Annotated in this window: 20 protein-coding genes and 1 pseudogene; 5 read left to right on the forward strand and 16 right to left on the reverse strand. The window is 48.4% G+C overall.

Going from position 1 to position 18,395, the window contains the following annotated elements; translation table 11 throughout:
• Positions 1-354: 354 nt before the first annotated feature.
• The 4 genes from ACQ4M5_RS30240 to ACQ4M5_RS30255 form a co-directional block, all read right to left on the reverse strand.
• Positions 355-735 carry a hypothetical protein gene (locus tag ACQ4M5_RS30240; protein WP_430679518.1) on the reverse strand — a complete coding sequence of 127 codons (381 nt, stop codon included), beginning with the start codon at positions 733-735 and terminating at the stop codon, positions 355-357.
• Between the two features lie 69 nt (positions 736-804).
• Positions 805-1,533: a PspA/IM30 family protein gene (locus ACQ4M5_RS30245; RefSeq protein ID WP_430679519.1), complete on the reverse strand. Its 729-nt coding sequence runs from the start codon at positions 1,531-1,533 to the stop codon at positions 805-807.
• A gap of 87 nt (positions 1,534-1,620) precedes the next feature.
• On the reverse strand, positions 1,621-2,673 hold the full coding sequence (locus ACQ4M5_RS30250) for a hypothetical protein (RefSeq protein WP_430679520.1): 1,053 nt from the start codon (positions 2,671-2,673) through the stop codon (positions 1,621-1,623).
• A 137-nt stretch (positions 2,674-2,810) separates the two neighbouring features.
• Positions 2,811-3,740, reverse strand: coding sequence for a peptidoglycan-binding protein (locus ACQ4M5_RS30255; RefSeq protein ID WP_430679521.1), 930 nt, complete (start codon positions 3,738-3,740; stop codon positions 2,811-2,813).
• A 46-nt stretch (positions 3,741-3,786) separates the two neighbouring features.
• Here ACQ4M5_RS30255 and radC point away from each other — a divergent pair, with 46 nt between their 5' ends.
• Positions 3,787-4,512, forward strand: coding sequence for a RadC family protein (gene radC / locus ACQ4M5_RS30260; protein ID WP_430679522.1), 726 nt, complete (start codon positions 3,787-3,789; stop codon positions 4,510-4,512).
• Positions 4,513-4,555: 43 nt separating this feature from the next.
• Here the strand turns inward: radC and psaK are convergent, their stop codons facing one another.
• The 11 genes and pseudogenes from psaK to ACQ4M5_RS30315 form a co-directional block, all read right to left on the reverse strand.
• Positions 4,556-4,822, reverse strand: a complete 267-nt coding sequence (gene psaK / locus ACQ4M5_RS30265) for a photosystem I reaction center subunit PsaK (protein ID WP_068393430.1) — start codon at positions 4,820-4,822, stop codon at positions 4,556-4,558.
• Positions 4,823-5,468: 646 nt separating this feature from the next.
• Complete coding sequence (locus tag ACQ4M5_RS30270; RefSeq protein ID WP_430679523.1) at positions 5,469-6,854, reverse strand: AtzE family amidohydrolase; 1,386 nt, start codon at positions 6,852-6,854, stop codon at positions 5,469-5,471.
• Complete coding sequence (locus ACQ4M5_RS30275; RefSeq protein WP_430679524.1) at positions 6,851-7,018, reverse strand: DUF4089 domain-containing protein; 168 nt, start codon at positions 7,016-7,018, stop codon at positions 6,851-6,853. The genes ACQ4M5_RS30270 and ACQ4M5_RS30275 overlap by 4 nt, the downstream gene beginning before the upstream one ends.
• A complete protein-coding gene (locus ACQ4M5_RS30280; RefSeq protein ID WP_430679525.1) occupies positions 7,019-7,402 on the reverse strand; it encodes an allophanate hydrolase-related protein in 384 nt (127 codons plus the stop codon).
• A gap of 9 nt (positions 7,403-7,411) precedes the next feature.
• The gene (aroQ, locus tag ACQ4M5_RS30285) at positions 7,412-7,852 is read right to left on the reverse strand and encodes a type II 3-dehydroquinate dehydratase (RefSeq protein WP_430679526.1); all 441 of its coding nucleotides are present in this window, start codon (positions 7,850-7,852) and stop codon (positions 7,412-7,414) included.
• Positions 7,853-7,876: 24 nt separating this feature from the next.
• Positions 7,877-8,008, reverse strand: coding sequence for a hypothetical protein (locus ACQ4M5_RS30290; protein ID WP_430679527.1), 132 nt, complete (start codon positions 8,006-8,008; stop codon positions 7,877-7,879).
• Between the two features lie 160 nt (positions 8,009-8,168).
• Positions 8,169-9,530, reverse strand: coding sequence for a competence/damage-inducible protein A (locus ACQ4M5_RS30295; protein WP_430679528.1), 1,362 nt, complete (start codon positions 9,528-9,530; stop codon positions 8,169-8,171).
• The gene (locus ACQ4M5_RS30300) at positions 9,413-10,450 is read right to left on the reverse strand and encodes a glycosyltransferase family 4 protein (protein ID WP_430679529.1); all 1,038 of its coding nucleotides are present in this window, start codon (positions 10,448-10,450) and stop codon (positions 9,413-9,415) included. The genes ACQ4M5_RS30295 and ACQ4M5_RS30300 overlap by 118 nt, the downstream gene beginning before the upstream one ends.
• Before the next feature lie 219 nt (positions 10,451-10,669).
• Positions 10,670-11,947, reverse strand: a complete 1,278-nt coding sequence (gene glyA, locus ACQ4M5_RS30305) for a serine hydroxymethyltransferase (RefSeq protein ID WP_430679530.1) — start codon at positions 11,945-11,947, stop codon at positions 10,670-10,672.
• Between the two features lie 201 nt (positions 11,948-12,148).
• Positions 12,149-12,460 carry a DUF4351 domain-containing protein gene (locus ACQ4M5_RS30310; RefSeq protein ID WP_430679605.1) on the reverse strand — a complete coding sequence of 104 codons (312 nt, stop codon included), beginning with the start codon at positions 12,458-12,460 and terminating at the stop codon, positions 12,149-12,151.
• A pseudogene (locus ACQ4M5_RS30315) lies at positions 12,455-13,017 on the reverse strand (Rpn family recombination-promoting nuclease/putative transposase); the annotation flags it as partial. The pseudogene ACQ4M5_RS30315 and the gene ACQ4M5_RS30310, both read right to left, overlap by 6 nt.
• A 139-nt stretch (positions 13,018-13,156) precedes the next feature.
• On the opposite strand from ACQ4M5_RS30315, the gene glmU reads away from it, so the two are divergent.
• Both glmU and ACQ4M5_RS30325 read left to right on the forward strand, forming a co-directional pair.
• The gene (gene glmU, locus ACQ4M5_RS30320) at positions 13,157-14,521 is read left to right on the forward strand and encodes a bifunctional UDP-N-acetylglucosamine diphosphorylase/glucosamine-1-phosphate N-acetyltransferase GlmU (protein WP_430679531.1); all 1,365 of its coding nucleotides are present in this window, start codon (positions 13,157-13,159) and stop codon (positions 14,519-14,521) included.
• Positions 14,522-14,615: 94 nt separating this feature from the next.
• Positions 14,616-14,948 (forward strand): hypothetical protein, encoded by a 333-nt coding sequence (locus ACQ4M5_RS30325; RefSeq protein ID WP_430679532.1) that lies wholly within the window; start codon positions 14,616-14,618, stop codon positions 14,946-14,948.
• Positions 14,949-15,013: 65 nt separating this feature from the next.
• Here the strand turns inward: ACQ4M5_RS30325 and ACQ4M5_RS30330 are convergent, their stop codons facing one another.
• Positions 15,014-15,556, reverse strand: a complete 543-nt coding sequence (locus ACQ4M5_RS30330) for a response regulator (RefSeq protein WP_430679533.1) — start codon at positions 15,554-15,556, stop codon at positions 15,014-15,016.
• A 292-nt stretch (positions 15,557-15,848) separates the two neighbouring features.
• Between ACQ4M5_RS30330 and lipA the strand changes: the two genes are divergently transcribed.
• A complete protein-coding gene (gene lipA / locus ACQ4M5_RS30335) occupies positions 15,849-16,775 on the forward strand; it encodes a lipoyl synthase (protein WP_430679534.1) in 927 nt (308 codons plus the stop codon).
• 607 nt (positions 16,776-17,382) lie between these two features.
• Positions 17,383-18,336, forward strand: a complete 954-nt coding sequence (locus ACQ4M5_RS30340) for a PEP-CTERM sorting domain-containing protein (protein ID WP_430679535.1) — start codon at positions 17,383-17,385, stop codon at positions 18,334-18,336.
• Positions 18,337-18,395 lie beyond the last annotated feature (59 nt).

The raw sequence follows: 18,395 nt of genomic DNA on the forward strand, positions 1-18,395 counted from the left end.
CTTTGAATTACATCGAACACGGCGACAACCGAATCAATGGCAATTGGCGATCGCATAAATAAAAGGATGCAGATTCAGAGAAGTCTGTGATCCAGTTTTTACAGAATGACTTTTTCAGCAAGCCCTAAATAGAGCTTTGCGAGTGTGAAAGACGAGTGAAAATAAAGAACTAACGCAGAAGTATCCAAACGCAACAAGGATTACGATCAGGAATTCAAATTTCGGAGAGATTGTTTCTACCCAATTCTCAATTTTCTGCAACATGGAGTTTCTTTGGCACGGGTGGCTTACTCCAGTTTGCCATTTCTGTTGCTGAGAAGCGCGATCGAACAATTGCCCGATCGCGCTTCTCAATTATGCCTTGTGAGCGTAGTAGCTCGAAATATGCTCGTAAACGTGCTGCGGAAATTCTAAATCTCGATAGACATTGCAAGCATCTGGATCATCAGGATTTGGGCAGATCGGAAACTCTTGCTCTTGTTGCCATGCCAGAACTCGATCGCGCTTTGGTGGATTGTAGTCTTTGCCTTCGACTTGTTGATACAAGGATTTTGCTTCTTCTTCGTTGCAGTCTTTGTCTTTCAGCAAGTATTCGATCACTTCTTCTTTGGATAGGAAATGACGCGCCACCATTGCAAATACCAAGCGTCCATAGTGTCCAATATCTTCACCTGATTCAAGCGAATCGAGCAAATGTGCCATCATGTCGCTTTTTCTTAAATCTTGTACAGTCATGGTTATCGGTTTGATCTCATCATGACTGTTATAGAACTTGTGATCTAGCAATGCCGTCTATCTATTGTGTTAAGAACCGCGAATTTCCGATCGTAGTTTCTCTAACTCTGGATCGATCGCAGGTTTCGCAGGCGGTAAATTGCCGCTGATTTGACCTTTCATTGCAGCAAGTTCAGCATCCAGATCATCGCCTTGCCCCAAGGCTTCAAACCGCTTTTCGAGATCATCGCCTCCCAATTCTGCCATCGCTTCCGATCGCGCTTCGAGTTGTAAAACTTTCTCTTCCATCCGCTCAAACGCATTCATCGCGCTTCCCGTTCCCACACGACCGAGCATTTCGTTCAGTTGTTCAGACGCTTTTGCCGATCGCGCTCGTGCAACGTACATATCTTTCTTGGTCTTCGCTTCTGAAATCTTGCCTTCGAGCTTCAACATATTCTGCTTCAGTTGTTTCACCACAGAACTTTGCTGCTCTAACTGCGATTCCATTGCATTCGCCGTTTCGACATAGCTCTTTCGACGAGCGAGGGCTTCACGCGCCAAATTCTCGTCGCCTTTGGTTAATGCTAACTGAGCGCGGCGATACCATTCTTCAGAACTCGATCGAGCTTGAGAGGCTTGACGTTCAGTTCGCTTTTGAGTTGCGATCGCTTGAGCCACCGCTTGCCGCAGACGAATCAAATCATCCTGCATATCGATGACAGTCTGTTCCAGAATTTTCTCTGGATCTTCTAACTGTCCCACCAGATGATTGAGATTCGCACGAATAGCCCGCCAAATTCGGTCAAACAATCCCATATCAGCAACTCCCAGCAAGAATTCAATCAGCGCTTTCCCTAAATCCTACCGCACGAGATGGAATCGATTCGTCTAACAATTGTTAGATTAAGGCTTCTGAACGGCGGCAGCGAGTCCGCGATTCTTGAAGTCTTGGGCTTTCTGTTGAGCCTCGGATTCGGTTACCGTGGCGGCAAGCTGGATTTTGCCATCGGAACGGACAAAGGCATCCGGGACGATTTGACGGGCGGCAGCAAGGGATTGATCGCCTGTGAAGGGGATTTCAACTCGGTAGAATTGGGAGCGCTGTGGGGAGTTGGGAGTGGGGGGTTGGGGAGTTGGGGTGCGAGGGACGGTCACAGAGGGGAGAAGGACGGAAGAGCCTGCAATCGGGGAAGGAGAAACAGAGGGCGATGGAGGTACGATCGCACTTGGGGCAGCAGGTGAAGTGGTTGGGGACGGACTCGGAGACGGAGCGGGTGAAGTAGCAACCGGAGCGGGTTTCGTTCTGATCACCGAGAGCGTGTCTAAACCGAGATCGGAGAATTCATCTCGATCGAGCGGCGGAGAATTTGGAATGTCTCCAGTTGTAACTTCTGCAACTGGAGATTCTGCAACTTCAGGCTGTGTGAATTGTTGAGCGATTCCACTCAAGATCGAAGGATTCATAATCACGTAGCCCAACATCGCGCTCGATAGTAAGAGCGTCAACATCGAACCAATTCCGAGTGGAGTCGAGAGACTTTGCAAAAATCCGCGTTCGACTTCGACTTTGGCTTCTTCGCGCTCCAGGCTTCTCAAAAGATGCTCAGACGATTCGAGATAGTCATCGGGTGGAGTGGGTTCGCCTTCGTTTGCTATTTCAAATAAGGCATCTCCAGCGGTTTCTGGTTCATAGGGAATCATTGCGCTTTCGTCGTCGATCGCATTCATCTCTGGCATTGCAGGTTTGCCGAGATCGAACGAAATCGCTTTTGGGGGAGCATCAGAATTGGATTGGGGTTGCTCGATCGATTTCTTGGGCTGTTTGGGGCGCATGACGATCGGGGCGACGCTCAACCCGGCTTTTTGTCGTCGATAGCGGGTCAGTTCGTCTTCTAAGCGCAAATCGAGGCAGCTTAACGCCTGTTGGAGTTTGGGATTGAGAGAACTGTGACGCATGGGGGTAGACTCCTCGATTGAAAGCTTTTGAAGAACTAGGAAGCTCGAAAATCTGCGTTTTCAGTGTAGTTCAGAGTGTTCAAATCGAAGCAAAAATCTTTTGAGGGTCCGATTGCGGAAAGTCCTGCACGAGCAGTTCAATTTCGACGCGCTGCTGCATCGATTCGACTGCGGACAGACAGATCTGCGATGCCAGTCACGCGCAATCCGTTTCGGGCTTGGAACTGTCGAACGGCAGCTTGAGTTGCAGCATCGTAGTATTGTGCGATCGCGAAATTACTCCTCAAAATCACCCTCAGATTGTTCCGCAGATTTCGCATTACGCTGGAAAACTTCTCTTCGGTGGCTCGATCGATGGCTCCCGTTTCAGACAGTCCATAATTTCGCTGAAGCTCCCGAATCGCTCGAACGGTCGGCGGATCAGATAACGGAGCTTGCGAATTGATGTCATAGCCAAATCCAGTCAAGATCGCTTTGATTTCGGGTTCGGTATAGATGAATAATTGCGATCGAGGTGGATTCGCTGAACTCGTCGGATTCGTAGGCTGTCGCGGTTCTGCATCGCTGACAATCTCATTCAATCGCTGTCGAGTTTCGAGCGTAGCAATCCCGGTTGCAGGTAAACGATTCTGCTGTTGAAATAGTCTTACTGCCGCTTCGGTTTGTCTCCCATAAAACTGAGTCGCAGGAAGTTGCGGAGACGGCTTCACTGTACGATTTAACGCAGATTGAAGCGTTCTGACAATATCCGCTGCTCGATCCTGAGTTGGATTATTCAACGTGCCATCGACAGGTAAGCGAAACTGAATTTGAAAATCTCGGATTGCTTGCTGAACACGGGGATCATCAATTCGCGCATCGAGCGGAACGGCATAACCCAAACCATTGAGAACAGAAATAAACTGCGCGGGTGTATAGTCTTGCGATCGCGCTGCATTCACAGATTGACACAGCACAATACCTACCACACTTCCCCAAACCACACCAGACACTAACCTTGCATTCCACATAACCTTTGCCATTTCATCTGACAAGATTATCGCTTGTTCTGCACTGTCACGTTGCATTTGCTAGAAGGGATTAATTGAGAAACCTCTTTACGATCGCTGCTATATGTCATATTCGTTCCGAATTGCTGATTTACCTGAAAGTGAACGTCCCCGCGAACGTCTGATTGCTCAAGGTGCAAGAACGCTTTCGACTGCCGAACTTTTAGCGATTTTGCTCAGTACCGGGTCAGGAAAACTTTCAGCCGTGGGATTGGGACAGTACATTTTGCAGGAATTGAGTCGGAACGATCGCGATCCGTTAAGTGCATTACGAGAAGTCAACATTGCAGAGTTAGTCAAAGTTCCGGGAGTGGGAACGGCGAAAGCAACGACGATTTTGGCAGCGATCGAGCTTGGAAAGCGAGTTTATCAATCGCGTCCTCCTGAAAAGACGATCATTGATGACCCAAATGTTGCCGCTGCTGCTCTGAGTCACGAATTAATGTGGCAAACACAAGAGCGATTTGCGGTTCTGATTCTGGATGTGAAAAATCGATTGATTGCCACGCAGGTAATTACGATCGGGACTGCCACTGAAACGTTGGCACATCCACGCGAGATTTTTCGAGAAATCATTCGGCAAGGGGGAACAAGAGCGATCGTTGCTCACAATCATCCCTCTGGAAATACTGAACCGAGCGCAGAGGACATTTCACTGACTCATCAACTCTTAGAAGGCGCTCGATTTCTTGGAATTCCCATTTTGGATCACTTAATCTTAGGCAATGGGACACATACCAGTTTGAGACAAACGACTTCAATCTGGACTGAAGTTCCACAGGGTGTGTAAACCCGTGTACACACAGGCATTGTGCGTACACGGTGATTTTCCATTACAAAACGCCAGCGTTGCTCAGTCCAAGAATCACACCTGCGCCGAGAACGTGACCGAAGCTCATGGTTCCAAGTAGTTCGGGGACTCCGAAACCTTCAAACAATGCAGGAGATTCGAGCGGTAATTTGGGTCCGACTCCACGGTTTTTGATCGCAAAACGTCCGATCGCAACTGAGAATAGACAACACAAAGTCATGGTTAATCCGACTGCGGGCGACCATTCGATCGTGCGGGGCATCGTGGCAAGGAGTGTTGAGTAAAGCAAAGTTTTTCTCCTGAATCTTGCTAAATTGAAACAATTCACAAGATCCATAGATACCCGTTTGCTGAATTCTCTGATCAACATTGTTGAAAGAGTTAACGATCGGGAAACTTATTCGCTGCGTTCCGCTCCCGTTCGTGAATGAAACTCTGGTCTAGTTAGAAAAAATCCATCTGAAGGAACTCACAACTAGCGATATTCCTTAGTCCTGAAGGGACTTCGTTCTATTAGCCCCGAATTCCATTCCGGGGCGAGTGAGCAACGAAGAAACAGATCTGCTCAAACCCGCTCAACTAAGGCGTAGTCAAGAAATAGCTTCACGGTTTGAACTCGTGGAGAACCGGAAGGGTCTCTGACGATTCAGATTTGCCTGAGCGACGGGAATTCTGCCACCTTCAGGTCTGCTGTCTGCGATCGCAGATAAACTTACCGTGAACTCCCACAGTTAATTTGTGAACTCCCACAGTTAATTTGTGAACTCCCACAGTTAATTTGTGAACTCCTAGAGTGCATTTATAAACTCCCACAGTCAATCCGAGACCTCGTAGAGCGAATCTGAGACCTCCCGAAGCGCAGTTGTAAACTCCTGGAGCGATCGGAGAGGGAGAAATGCCGAAGATGAGAGCGTGAAATTATTGCCTGACAATCCCTAAGAACGATCGACAACCGGAGCCGCAACAATTCCCTTCGCTTCCAATTCCGCTGCTACCCGCAGTACGAGCGCTTCTTGATACGGAGCCGCAATGATTTGAACCCCGATCGGTAACCCCGATCGCTTCACTGGAACCGAAATGATTGGCAATCCAATAAACGAGAGCGGTTGTGTAAACAGTCCCAAATTCGGACGCACTAACATTTCCTGCCCGTCTAAGGTCATCATCTGCTGTCCAATTCGAGGTGCAACACAAGGCGTAGAAGGAGCGAGGATAATGTCAACTTCTTGAAAAATTTCTCGAACTCGATCGCGAAACCATTGGCGAAATCGTTGCGCTTGCAAGTACCAATGTCCCGGAACGAATGCGCCTGCTAACAGTCGATCGCGCACTGCAAAATCAAAATCCTGGGGTCGAGTCTTCAACTCTTCAAAATGCAGATTTGCTCCCTCAGTTGCAGTGATGACGAATGCTGCTGCTCTGGCGCGTCCTGCTGCGGGTAAAGTGACCCGTTGAGTGGCATCTAATGCTTGTGCGACCTGTTCGAGTGCAGCGAAAACTTCGGGTTCTGCACTTTTCGCAAAGTATTCATCCGCGATCGCAATTCTCAATCCTTCACTGCCTTTGGATAGTTCGGGCAAACAGAATTCGGGCGATCGCTTTGTACAAACTGGATCGCTCGGATCGTGTCCTTGCATTAAATCAAACAAGAGTGCAATATCACGAACCGATCGAGCAAATGGACCGACATGATCCAAGCTGCCAACAAACGGATAAGCTCCTGATCGCGATAGTCTTCCATAAGTCGGCTTCAGTCCGAAGATTCCACAAAATGAGGCAGGTACTCGGATTGAGCCATTCGTATCAGAGCCTAAGCTGAAAGGAACTAAACCTGATGCGATCGCGGCTGCCGATCCTCCAGATGAACCGCCACAAATGCGATCGAGATCATGCGGATTGCGAGTGGCTCCATAGTGCGCGTTCTCAGTGGTGAACCCGTAAGCGAATTCATCCATATTCAGCGCTCCAACCAGAATCGCGCCCGCTTCCTTCAATCGTTTGACTAGGGTTGCATCTTGAGCGGCTGGAGGCTTTCCTGCGTTGATTTTGGAGCCTGCTAGAGTTGGAATTCCAGCGACATCGAAGAGGTCTTTTACCGCAAATGGAACGCCTGCAAGTGCGCCTGGATCTTCACCTGCGGCAATTTTTTGATCAATACGATCGGCATCTTCTAACGCTGATTCTGATAAAACCGTTGTGAAACAGTTGTAAATCTGATTCTGCGCTGCAATTTTGGCGAGAGCGGCGGCGGTCACGGATCGAGCAGAAACTTCTTGGTTACGAACCGCGATCGAGAGTTGAGTAGCATCAGGAATCGTCATGGTTCAAACACCGGAGCAGCTTCGATCTCATCAGGCAACGGAAACTCTAAAACGAATTGCGCGACTGTTTGGATTCGCTCCAGGTTAGCAACCACACCTTCGCGATACTCTTCTGGAATGGGCAATCCGATTACTTCAGACATTATCTCTACAAACTCATCCATCTATTTGCTCCCGATATAAGCTCTCCAGCCACCAAACTGCGTAATTTCAGTTTGTCCTTCACACAGAAAAGGCTCACCTAATACTCCCAGAACTTCCTCACCGTCTGCGAGTTGAACCTTCCCGATGCACAATCCTGGTGGTTCTTGCATGAGTAAAGTCGCTAATCCACTCGCTGGAACTGCCCAGACTTCAACCGCGATCGCGACTCCGCCTTCTTTCACTTTCAGCATTGCAGGATGTCGATCGCCAATCGACCAAATTCGATACGCTGGCTCAGTCTGAGTTTCCCTGAGAAACTGAGCGTCGATCGCCAATAAATTCGGATTCAATTCCAAGCCGCGCATTAATGTCCCATTAACCGCCAACTTCACCGCACCTTCCATAGAGCCACACTAAGCTTGTCTCAAATAGTTTACAAGCGCATGAAGTCCTAAACGGTAGCTCTCGGCTCCAAATCCACAAATTTGTCCGATCGCGACAGGTGCAATATAAGAATGATGTCGAAATTCTTCGCGCTTGTGAATATTGCTGAGGTGCACCTCAACTGTAGGGAGATTCACAGCCGCGATCGCATCCCGGATTGCAACGCTCGTGTGCGTATATGCGCCTGGATTAATTAAAATGCCTTGGTGTTCGCCCATTGCAGCCTGAACTGCATCGACCAGAACACCTTCATGGTTTGATTGCAGGATCGCAAGTTCAACCTCTAGAGATCGAGCTTCTTCGGATAGGCGCTGATTAATTTGCTCCAGCGTCACCACACCATAAACCCCAGGCTCTCGCTTACCCAGAAGATTAAGGTTGGGTCCGTGGAGAACCAAAATACTGCTCAATCGATTTGCCCCGCAGTCTGTAGATTAGCGGTGACGATCGCGTACAGGAATCGGAATTAGCTCCGGCTCCGGTTCTTCTTCAGGACCCAACAGAGTTTCGATCACGCGACGCGCCCATTCTTTGAGCTTTTCCAATACCTTTTCAATGTAATCCATCGGTCAGACGGCTCCTTTGATAGGGTCTAAACTGTACTAGATTCCGACTTTTATAGTTTGATTCTAGCAGGGAGCTTATTGAATACCAATGATCCCCAAGGGTAGAGAATTGGTACTTATTCATCATACCGAAAGACAGATTAAAATCAAGCCACAAAACTTATACATTGCTTAACAATCTTCGTCTAAGTTGATCTAAAGCGCTGCAAGCACTGACTTGGCGAATCCAATCCCGTCCTCGATCGCCAAATCGATATCGCTGACTGGTTGCCCCTTCCGCATTCGCTAACCCAATATAAACGAGTCCCACAGGTTTTTCATCTGAGCCGCCTCCGGGACCTGCAACTCCTGTGATACTGATGCCCCAGGTGGTATTGAGTCGCGATCGCACTCCCGCTGCCATTTGTTCAGCCACGATCGCGCTAACCGCTCCTTGAGTTGCGATCGCGTTCGGATCAACGCCTAAAAGATTCTCTTTTACGGAATTGTCATAAGAAATGACTCCACCCCAGAAATAAACTGAACTTCCCGCTACAGCAGTCAGCATTTGACCCAAACCGCCCCCTGTGCAGGATTCCGCCACGCTCAAAGTCGATTTTTGAGCCATCAAAATCTCTCCAACAACGGAAGCCAAAGAATCCTCATCGGCTCCATAACAATCAATTCCAGCGATCGCTCTCAATTGCTCTTCAACGGGCGCGATTAATTCCTGAGCGGCTTGCTCTGAAGGCGATTTGGTAGAAATTCTCAGCTTCACCTGTCCATAATTCGCATAAGGCGCGACGGTTGGATTTTGCAAGTCGAAAAAGCTTCCAACCTTTTCTGCTAGAGCCGATTCTGAAATTCCCCAAAATCGCAAAGTGCGACTCACAATAATTTCTTTGCCCCATCCCTGTCCTCTGAGATACGGCACAGCCACCTCGTGCCACATGTATTTCATCTCAGTTGGAACGCCCGGAAATGTGAGAATCGTCAAATTCGGGCGAGGCTGCCAGATCATACCTGGAGCGCTTCCTAGTGCATTGTAGAGAGTGTTTGCACCTTGAGGAAATAGCGCTTGTTTGCGATTGTTATCGGTCATCTGGCGACCACGCTGAGCGAATTTTGCGGCGATATCCTCAACGATTTCGGGTTTCTCAATCAAAGGAGTCGAGAAAAAATCTGCGATCGTTTCAGTGGTCAGATCATCTGGAGTCGGACCCAAGCCACCCGTGAACACGATTAAATTTGCTCGATCGCTGGCAATCCCGATCGCTTGCTTCAGTCGCTCCGGATTATCCCCAACAACCGTTTGGAAATAATGCGGAATACCCAATTTGGCAAACTCTTGCGCGAGAAACTGAGCATTCGAGTTCAGGATATCTCCCAGAAGCAACTCAGTTCCGACGCTAATAATTTCCGCATTCATCTTGCTGTCCGCCACACTTGCCAACTGGTCACGCTCAAGATGATTGTAGCTGCGATCGCATATCCGACACCGCTCGGCATTCCGGACACTGCCATCGCCAAACTTCCCGCCCATAAGGTTAGCGAGTAAATAAATAGCACTGCCAATCTTTGAGACAGTCCTGCTTTCAATAGTCGATGATGCAAGTGGCGTTTATCCGCAACGAAGGGAGATTTTCCGCGACGTAAGCGATCGACAATCACCGCCGACATATCCAAAATGGGAACCGCCAAAATCACGTAAGGCAATAGAACTGCAACGGTTGTGACACTCTTCACCAAGCCAATGATGCCAACACCCGCCAGCGTAAACCCAATAAAATACGCGCCTCCGTCACCCATAAAAATCTGAGCTGGATTGAAGTTGTAGCGCAAAAATCCAAAGGTCGCGCCCGCTAATGCTGCTGCGAATAATGCGGCTTGCGGCTGTCCCATGAATAGACAAGTCCAGAACATGACAAACGCTGCTATTCCTGAAACACCCGCTGCTAATCCATCGAGTCCATCAATCCAATTAATCGCGTTCGCCATTCCGACCAGCCAAATCACCGTAATCGGCAAACTCGCCCATTCAGGCAGCGAAACAAGACCCGCGATCGGGTTTGTCAAGAAATCGATCTGGACTCCCGACTGCCAAGCTAAACCCGCGACAACAAACTGCAACACTAATCGAGTTTTGGGTGAAAGATTGAACAAATCGTCCGCAAGTCCGATCAAAAAGAAGGCAATCCCACCGATTGCCACTCCCCAAACTTCCGATTCTTTTCCAGGCTTGAGAACTCCAAATCCGCCGATCGACCAAACAATTAATAGAGCGACCACCACACCGATAAACATTGCCACGCCGCCCAGTCGAACCATCGGGCGCTTATGGACTTTGCGGTGATTTGGCTGATCGACTAATCCCACTCGTCTACCGAGGCGATTCACGATCGGGGTTGCAACAAGGACAACCAAGAATGAAATCAGAAACGTGGCAAGAGCAAAAAACGGCATCAGAACTTGCAGGTAAGAAGGACAAAAGCTTCAGGCAGAGTGTACTACAGATTCAACAATACTCAGCAAAGAATTATGAACGAATTTCTCTGTTTCATTCAGAAATTTTTTAGGTCGATCGTCATCTGCCTAAAGTCAGCAGTTTGCAAAAAGAAAGGCATCCGTTTCAGGATGCCCTCGTTAAGCTTATTCAGTTGCCCCTAATTAAATCGGGAGAATTTATACCAATGCTGGAACTTGAGCACTGAGATGCGGATAGAGCGGGAAGCGATCGCACAATGCCGCGACTCGACGACGGCAATCCTGAGCGACACTTTCATCTTCAGGATTCAGTAAGCGATCGGCAATAATATTCGCGATTTCGGTAAATTCTACCGTTCCCATTCCGCGAGTCGTCATCGCAGGCGATCCAAGTCTCAGACCGCTTGTGACAAACGGAGAAGCGGGATCAAACGGAACGGTGTTCTTATTCGCGGTAATGTTTACGCCGCTGACCAGTTGATCGGCTACTTTTCCGGTCATATTGATCGATCGCAAGTCAACCAGCATCAAGTGATTATCTGTACCATCAGAAACCAACTTGATGCCGCGATTTTGAAGCTGAGTTGCCATCGCTTTCGCGTTCTCGATCACTTGACCTGAATAGGTTTTAAACTCAGGCTTGAGCGCTTCCCCGAATGCAGCAGCTTTTCCAGCAATCACATGCTCTAGAGGTCCGCCTTGGCTACCAGGGAATACTGATTTATCCAACTGCTTACCGAGTTCTGCATCACGAGTCAGGATCAGTCCACCTCTCGGACCTCTCAAGGTTTTGTGAGTCGTCGTCGTGACAACATCACAGTAAGGAATCGGATTCGGATGATGTCCAGATGCGACCAATCCCGCAATGTGAGCAATATCCGCTAAGAGATACGCACCAATCTCATCTGCGATCGCTCTAAATTTCTCGAATTCGATCACACGCGGGTAAGCCGAGTAACCACAGATCAAAAGCTTCGGACGATGTTGCAGTGCCAGATCGCGAATTTGATCAAAATCTAGACGCTCAGTGGTTTGACTTACGCCATAGTGCTGCACCTTGAACCATTTGCCCGAAACGTTCACGGGCGATCCGTGGGTCAAGTGTCCACCATGAGACAAGTCCATTCCCATGATCGTGTCACCGGGTTGGAGCAGCGTCAGAAAGACTGCGAAATTCGCCTGTGCGCCAGAGTGAGGCTGCACGTTTGCGTGAGCGGCTCCGAAAAGTTCTTTTGCTCGATCGATTGCCAATTGTTCGACGCGATCGACAAATTCACAACCGCCGTAATAGCGTTTTGAAGGCAGACCTTCAGCATATTTATTTGTGAGAACAGATCCTTGAGCTTCCATTACCGCAGCAGAGGTAAAGTTCTCGCTGGCAATCAGTTCTAGGTGATCCCGCTGACGTTGCAGTTCTTGTTGCATCATTTCAGCGAGAGCGGGATCGGACTTAGCGAGAAAATCAGAATGCGTCACAGTGCTTTTTTCCTTTAGTTCGTCGATCGGAGTTTCGTAATCGGATTGGCGCGATTGAGCAGAAACGCAATCAAGGGTACAGCACTTTGAGACGACTCAATCACAAATTACGAATGGGGTATCCGGGATTTTCGATCATAACGCTGTTCGATCGAGAGCGTGGGTTCGATCTCCAAATTTTTGCTGGAACTTTGAAAATTGCTAAACAGAGTGTTCGAGCCAGTCAGTCAAATCGCCGATCGAGGTGAAATTGAGAAGCGCGATCGCGAGTGCTTCGAGTTGTTCAGGATTGAGCGTCGAAATTTGTGCGATCGTTTCCTCCGATAGCGCTCCAACCTTCTGATTCAGGAGTAAGAGGATGAGCGATCGTTGCCCTTCGCCTCTTCCTTCTTCTCTTCCCTCTTCTTTCGCTTCTTGATAAACCCGTGTCTGTTGCAGTGCAGTTCCAAGCATTTGTTCAATCTCCCGTCGAGACAGAGTGGTAAATTTGTAAACCAGAATCGTCGTGATCATTTCTATGATGGCACGCCTTCTTTGTGCAGCGATTTCGGACTGCCGAACTCGATCGAGTAATTCCCGCGCAGTTTCAACCGCTTGATTTTCCGGGGTCGTTGTCAACACCATCAGAGCGCTTCCGAGTGGTAGATTCTCAACGGCTCCTAACTCATTCAGATAAATTCGATGCACTCGATCTCCGTTCAGCAAATCCTCAAACGGTCGAGTCTCTTGCTGCTCGATCGTGACGGGTAAATGACAACCGCTTGCCAATCGGAGAAACGATCGCGGTTTCGGTAAAAATACAAAAACGATTCCCCAAATAATCGTTCATAGAGCTGTTCATCTTTCTGAAACTGCACTTCGCAAAAGAAGACGATTCCAGGAGTCTCGCTTTCAGGCGGCAGAAACACGCCGTCAATCTCAAATCTAGGTTCTTTTACCGCTCTAGGTTCTTTTACCGCAACTGAGTCGAAGCGGTACTCCTCAGCGTTAGACGGTGGAGTTTCTAGAAGTTCAAATAGAAGCGTTGGGGATTGTTGAAACAGTGCATAAAAAATCGAATCGCGACGCATGAGAACGAATGAGAAACTAAAGCAATTGTACTATTTAACTCAACCAAAATTTAAAACTCTCCGGTGGAAATCGGTTAGAGGATGAAGGAATAAACCGACTCACGGTATACTCCCTCTCGTATTGAGAAATGAAAAAGCTATGGTAGCGGTGGCAATTCTGGCGGCAGGTCGTGGAACGCGGATGAAATCGGATTTACCCAAGGTGCTGCATCCATTGGGCAGTCGATCGCTGATCGATCGAGTTTTGGGCAGCACTAGCACGATCGCTCCATCGCGACGATTGGTTATTGTTGGTTATCAAGCGGACTTGGTGCGGGAATCTTTAGCGAACTATCTCGCAGAAATTGAGTTTGTCGAACAGACTGAACAGTTGGGAACAGGACACGCGATTCAGCAGTTGATTCCATCGCTTGAGAATTTTGATGATGATCTGATCGTGCTAAATGGCGATTTGCCGCTGTTGCGTCCTGAAACCTTGGCTTTATTGTTGGACACTCATCGATCGAAAGGAAATGCTGCAACCTTACTCGCGGCTCATGTTCCCGACCCAACTGGATATGGGCGCGTATTCTGTGATGAGAATCAGATTTTGACAGAAATTATTGAAGATCGCGATTGCACTCCGGAACAACGTTGCAATACTCGAATGAATGCAGGCGCGTATTGTTTTCGATGGAAAGACTTAGTTCAAGTTCTTCCCAAACTGACCTCGAATAATGATCAGAAAGAGTATTACATTACGGATGCGATTAACTTTTTTGATGCCGTCACTGTAGTAGATGTACCGGACTATCAGGAAGTTTTGGGAATTAACGATCGTGCTCAACTCGCGGAAGCGTATTCGATTTTGCAAAACCGGATTCGCGATCGCTGGATGAAAGAAGGTGTGACCATTATCGATCCTGCCAGTGTGACGATCGATGATACGGTCGAACTTGAAGCCAATGTCACGATCGAACCTCAAACTCATTTACGTGGCAATACCATCATCAAAGCAGGAAGCCGAATTGGTCCGGGTAGCCTGGTCGAAAATAGCCAAATTGGGGAAAACGTTACAGTTTTATTCTCAGTTGTTTCAGGCAGTGTAATTCACGATAATGCTCAGATTGGTCCCTACTCGCATCTAAGATCACCTGTCGAAATCGGTGCGGGTTGCCGAGTTGGAAACTTTGTGGAGTTGAAGAACACAACCTTAGGAGAGCGGACAAATGCGGCTCATCTCTCATACTTGGGCAATGCCACGATCGGGAATCGCGTCAATATTGGAGCGGGAACGATTACCGTGAACTACGACGGTGTGAAGAAATACCCGACGAAAATTGGCGATCGCACAAAAATTGGTTCAAACAATTGCCTCGTTGCCCCAATCACGATCGGCGAAGATGTCACAACTGCCGCAGGATCAACGATTACCGAAGATTTGCCGAATGATTGTTTAGCGATCGCTCGTGCTCGTCAAGTGGTCAAACCTGGATGGCGTAGAAAAGACAAACCGGAGTCATAGAATTCTGACAAAAAATTCGACTCGCCCGATCGGAGGTAGTCATCTTCTGAAAAAATGGTATTCAATAATACAGATCTTTTTGGAAGGGATTGATATGCGTCTACTACATCTGCCCTCGCTGATGTTAAGTGTTGCTCTATTAGGAAGTTCTTCTGCGATCGCGGCTCAACCTGATCAGACGGTTCATCACTTGACCTGTACCAAAAATCAGAGCGGGCTGATGTGTACGATCGACGAAACTCAAGAATCCGTCACGGTTAAACTTTCAACTGCTGATCAACTCGAACAACTATCCAATGATTTGATCGCGGTGATGTTTATTGGATTACCGATCGCCTTAGTTCTCGTCATTCTGTTGCATCACAAACGAGATGTCGATCGGGCAAAACGCCTAGAACGATTAGAGAAAATTTGGCGGCAGAGTTAGGACACAAATAAAAGCGCTACGGAAGTTTTTCTGCCTCCATAGCGCTCTATCACCACAATCCGTTTCTACTTCATTTTTTGCTTCACAAACGTCAATAACTGACCCATTTGTTTCTTCAGACCATCAATTTCAGCCTGCATTTTCGCAATCTTCTGATTCAGCGCTTCGATCTCAGCCGCATCCGCTGAACCACCCGCAGCAGGAGTTGAAGGCGCGACCATCGCTGGACGACGTTTCGCCTTACCCATCGCCGCCTTGATCGCCTCGATCAAGCCCTTCTGATCAAACGGCTTTTGCACAAATTCAAAATATTCAAACGGCTCTTGTAGCTTTTCTGCGACTTCTTCCTTGCGCCCAGACATTAGCACTAACGGAATCGTTTGCAGTTCAGCACTGCCTTGAATTTGCTGATACACTTCCCAGCCGCTCATCCGGGGCAGCAAGAAATCCAGCATAATCAGCGTCGGACGTTCCTGCCGAATCAAATTGATTCCTTGCAGACCATCCTTCGCCTCTAACACTTCAAAATTACCTTTCGGTAGCATATCCCGCACCATGTTCCGAATCACGGCGCTATCATCGATAACTATGACTTTGTGACTTGCCACAACTGAACTCCTCTAGGGTGATCTGGAAAATCGCAACTGAATCGGGTAGGACTCGCCGGAAAACGATGCGACAGAAATACTGTACTCCTGACCGAATCATTCAACATGACAACGGATTGTCGCGCCGAGCCGTGATAAATATTACTCGATATGAGCAAAATACGGACAACAGTGGCGCTCCACTCCAGTCAGTTTCTCCGCTTTATAATGGGTTTGGCTCAAGAAACTTCATACTTTCTGCTTCCGGCTTGCGACAATCTTCATCGAACTGACCCTTAGCATTCCCTGATTTATGTCTTCCCAAACCCATCGATCTGCAATTTCTGACCGTCGCGCTCTAGTTCAATCAATGCCCGATTGGTTGCGTCGCTCGATCGGGAATGCCAGTAAGATTTCCACGGTTCAACAAATCATCAAACAGCGGCAGATTCACACAATTTGCGAGGAAGGACGCTGCCCAAATCGCGGAGAATGTTACGCCCAAAAGACTGCGACCTTTTTGCTCATGGGTCCAACTTGTACGCGATCGTGTGCCTTCTGTCAGGTTGATAAAGGTCATGCTCCGATGCCGCTCGACGTGGATGAGCCGCAAAAAGTCGCTGAATCGGTACAGCTTCTTGGATTGAAATATGTCGTTTTAACTTCAGTGGCGCGGGACGATTTGGCAGATCAGGGCGCGGGATGGTTCGTGGAAACGATGCGGAAGATTCGGGCACTGAATCCTGAGACTCAAATCGAGCTACTGACTCCGGATTTTTGGGGCGGACGGCAAGATGGAGTGTCACCCGAAGAATTACAACAGCAGCGAATCGCAACGATCGTATCTGAGAAACCTGCTTGTTATAACCACAATATCGAAACAGTCCAACGGTTACAGGCTCCAGTGCGACGAGGTGCGAAATACGATCGAACCCTCCGAGTGCTCCAAATCGTGAAAGAACTCGATCCGACTATTCCAACCAAATCGGGTTTGATGTTGGGACATGGCGAGACAGAAGAAGAAGTGATCGAAACGCTGAAAGATTTGAGAGCAGTCGAGTGCGATCGCGTGACGCTCGGTCAATACATGCGCCCTTCGCTCGAACATCTACCCGTTCAGAAATATTGGCATCCCGATGAATTCGAGCAATTAGGCACGATCGCCAAAGCGCTTGGATTTTCTCATGTACGATCGGCTCCTTTGGTTCGCAGTTCCTATCATGCGGGTGAGGAAACCTAGACATTAAGCGCTAATCCCTATCGTTGGACAGATGTGATTGCCCTTCAGGAAAATTAACTTAGTCATTAACTAGAACTTCACAAATGTGGAATACGTAAAGTGCAGGACAAAGCCGCGCAGCAAAGATCTAGAAAATCAAGGCGCGAAGTCGCTTTGAAGTAGGTGTCGCAGCCAGCAGTCGTAGACCTCTCGCAATTTTTGTACCCTCTGAGTCTTGCAAGAATTTGCGTCGTTTGTAGAATGAGAAAGCTGTGAAAGTGCGATCGCGCTTCTCGCGGTGACAATGCACATGGGTCAAATGACCTATAGGTTCAGCGCATTGGTTCTAATTAGCTACTCAGAGTTGACTCAAATAGTTCGAGCGACATAATTCCCGCCAGCGTTTTGATCTCCCGTAGGATCGATGCTGTTTTTGCATAGAAATTTTACGCTGAGCGGAAAGTAAAGTCGCGCTCCTCATAGCTCCCCTTGGCGAAGTAAGCTTACAGCAGTGAGCGCCAGGGCGTTATTTATAGTCCTTTCGCAGAGTCAGCTTTAGATGGTGCCAGAAGAAAGTCCTACTTCAAGGAAGTGTGTGGGGAGACAGCCTCAGTTCCGCTGTACCCCTATGGAGAACCTGAAACAATCACAGCGTAAGTATCGTCTCTCAACGATCGCATTCACGCTTTCACTCGGATGGTTGACTAGCAGTTTGGCGATTCCAGCGCGGGCTGCGGATTTGTCGATCGGCAATGAAGGCATCCGAGTCAACCGAGACGCGACGCTCGAATCCGAGTTCGTTGAATCTCATGGTGCGTACCAATCGACGTTTGGTGTAATCAACTTGACCACGAAGGAGAAAGTCCCGCTCCTGGTCGAAACCAAGCCGTCGGATAACCCAGACTCTATTTTCCGTCCCTCTACCAAGATCGATGATGTCGGTACACCGCAGGATTTTCCTGGAACGCCCGGAAACGCGGTTCCCCAACCGACTGCAAAATATACCTTCCGTCCCAACAATGACTATGTGTTCTATCTAGAGTCTTCGTTTAACGGTAGACCTACAGGTATTTTGTATTCGACCGATCGCTTAAATCCAAATGCGGAGCAGCATGTCCGATTTACAGGCAATATCAATGCCTTGTGCCAAACCGGAGGAATGCAGCTTGGATGGGATGATACCGGATCGAGAATCGTGCGCGATCGTCCAGCCCAAGACCGCGACTTTGATGACTTTATTGTGCGCCTGCGGGATACTGCTTGCCCAGTTGGACAGGGTGAGCCGCCGCCCGTGGTCTCGCCGATTTCGCCAGGAACGCCTGTAGGTCAGATTCCACCCGGTGCAGTTGCTGGCAGTCCGGGCGGTGGATTCCTGCTACCTTTAGGAATTGTGACTGGTTTAGCAGGATTAAGCTTCGCGATCGCAGGGGGTGATGACGACGGCGGTGGTGGCGGTGGTGGTGCGCCTCCAACCGAAGTCATCCCTGAGCCAATGACAATTATGGGATCAAGTGCGGCGATTGGATTTGCTGCTTTGATGCAGCGCCGCAGAGCGAAGAAGAAGGGCAAGAAAAAAGATTAGTAATTTTGCTCAATTGCAGATACCTCTTCTTACTTATTAGAAGAGGTATTTTTTTTGGA

This window comes from Leptolyngbya sp. AN10 (genome assembly GCF_050565645.1).
Classification (GTDB): domain Bacteria; phylum Cyanobacteriota; class Cyanobacteriia; order Leptolyngbyales; family Leptolyngbyaceae; genus Leptolyngbya.

Excerpts from the sequence above, each read along its gene's own strand:
- ACQ4M5_RS30295 (WP_430679528.1), bottom strand. The coding sequence starts at position 9,530 with ATGGGCGGGAAGTTTGGCGATGGCAGTGTCCGGAATGCCGAGCGGTGT.
- ACQ4M5_RS30270 (WP_430679523.1), bottom strand. The coding sequence starts at position 6,854 with ATGACGATTCCTGATGCTACTCAACTCTCGATCGCGGTTCGTAACCAA.
- ACQ4M5_RS30275 (WP_430679524.1), bottom strand. The coding sequence starts at position 7,018 with ATGGATGAGTTTGTAGAGATAATGTCTGAAGTAATCGGATTGCCCATT.
- lipA (WP_430679534.1), top strand. The coding sequence starts at position 15,849 with ATGTCTTCCCAAACCCATCGATCTGCAATTTCTGACCGTCGCGCTCTA.
- glmU (WP_430679531.1), top strand. The coding sequence starts at position 13,157 with ATGGTAGCGGTGGCAATTCTGGCGGCAGGTCGTGGAACGCGGATGAAA.
- ACQ4M5_RS30300 (WP_430679529.1), bottom strand. The coding sequence starts at position 10,450 with ATGCCGTTTTTTGCTCTTGCCACGTTTCTGATTTCATTCTTGGTTGTC.
- ACQ4M5_RS30250 (WP_430679520.1), bottom strand. The coding sequence starts at position 2,673 with ATGCGTCACAGTTCTCTCAATCCCAAACTCCAACAGGCGTTAAGCTGC.
- ACQ4M5_RS30255 (WP_430679521.1), bottom strand. The coding sequence starts at position 3,740 with ATGCAACGTGACAGTGCAGAACAAGCGATAATCTTGTCAGATGAAATG.
- ACQ4M5_RS30310 (WP_430679605.1), bottom strand. The coding sequence starts at position 12,460 with ATGATCACGACGATTCTGGTTTACAAATTTACCACTCTGTCTCGACGG.
- ACQ4M5_RS30290 (WP_430679527.1), bottom strand. The coding sequence starts at position 8,008 with ATGGATTACATTGAAAAGGTATTGGAAAAGCTCAAAGAATGGGCGCGT.
- ACQ4M5_RS30240 (WP_430679518.1), bottom strand. The coding sequence starts at position 735 with ATGACTGTACAAGATTTAAGAAAAAGCGACATGATGGCACATTTGCTC.
- radC (WP_430679522.1), top strand. The coding sequence starts at position 3,787 with ATGTCATATTCGTTCCGAATTGCTGATTTACCTGAAAGTGAACGTCCC.
- ACQ4M5_RS30325 (WP_430679532.1), top strand. The coding sequence starts at position 14,616 with ATGCGTCTACTACATCTGCCCTCGCTGATGTTAAGTGTTGCTCTATTA.
- ACQ4M5_RS30340 (WP_430679535.1), top strand. The coding sequence starts at position 17,383 with ATGGAGAACCTGAAACAATCACAGCGTAAGTATCGTCTCTCAACGATC.
- ACQ4M5_RS30245 (WP_430679519.1), bottom strand. The coding sequence starts at position 1,533 with ATGGGATTGTTTGACCGAATTTGGCGGGCTATTCGTGCGAATCTCAAT.
- ACQ4M5_RS30280 (WP_430679525.1), bottom strand. The coding sequence starts at position 7,402 with ATGGAAGGTGCGGTGAAGTTGGCGGTTAATGGGACATTAATGCGCGGC.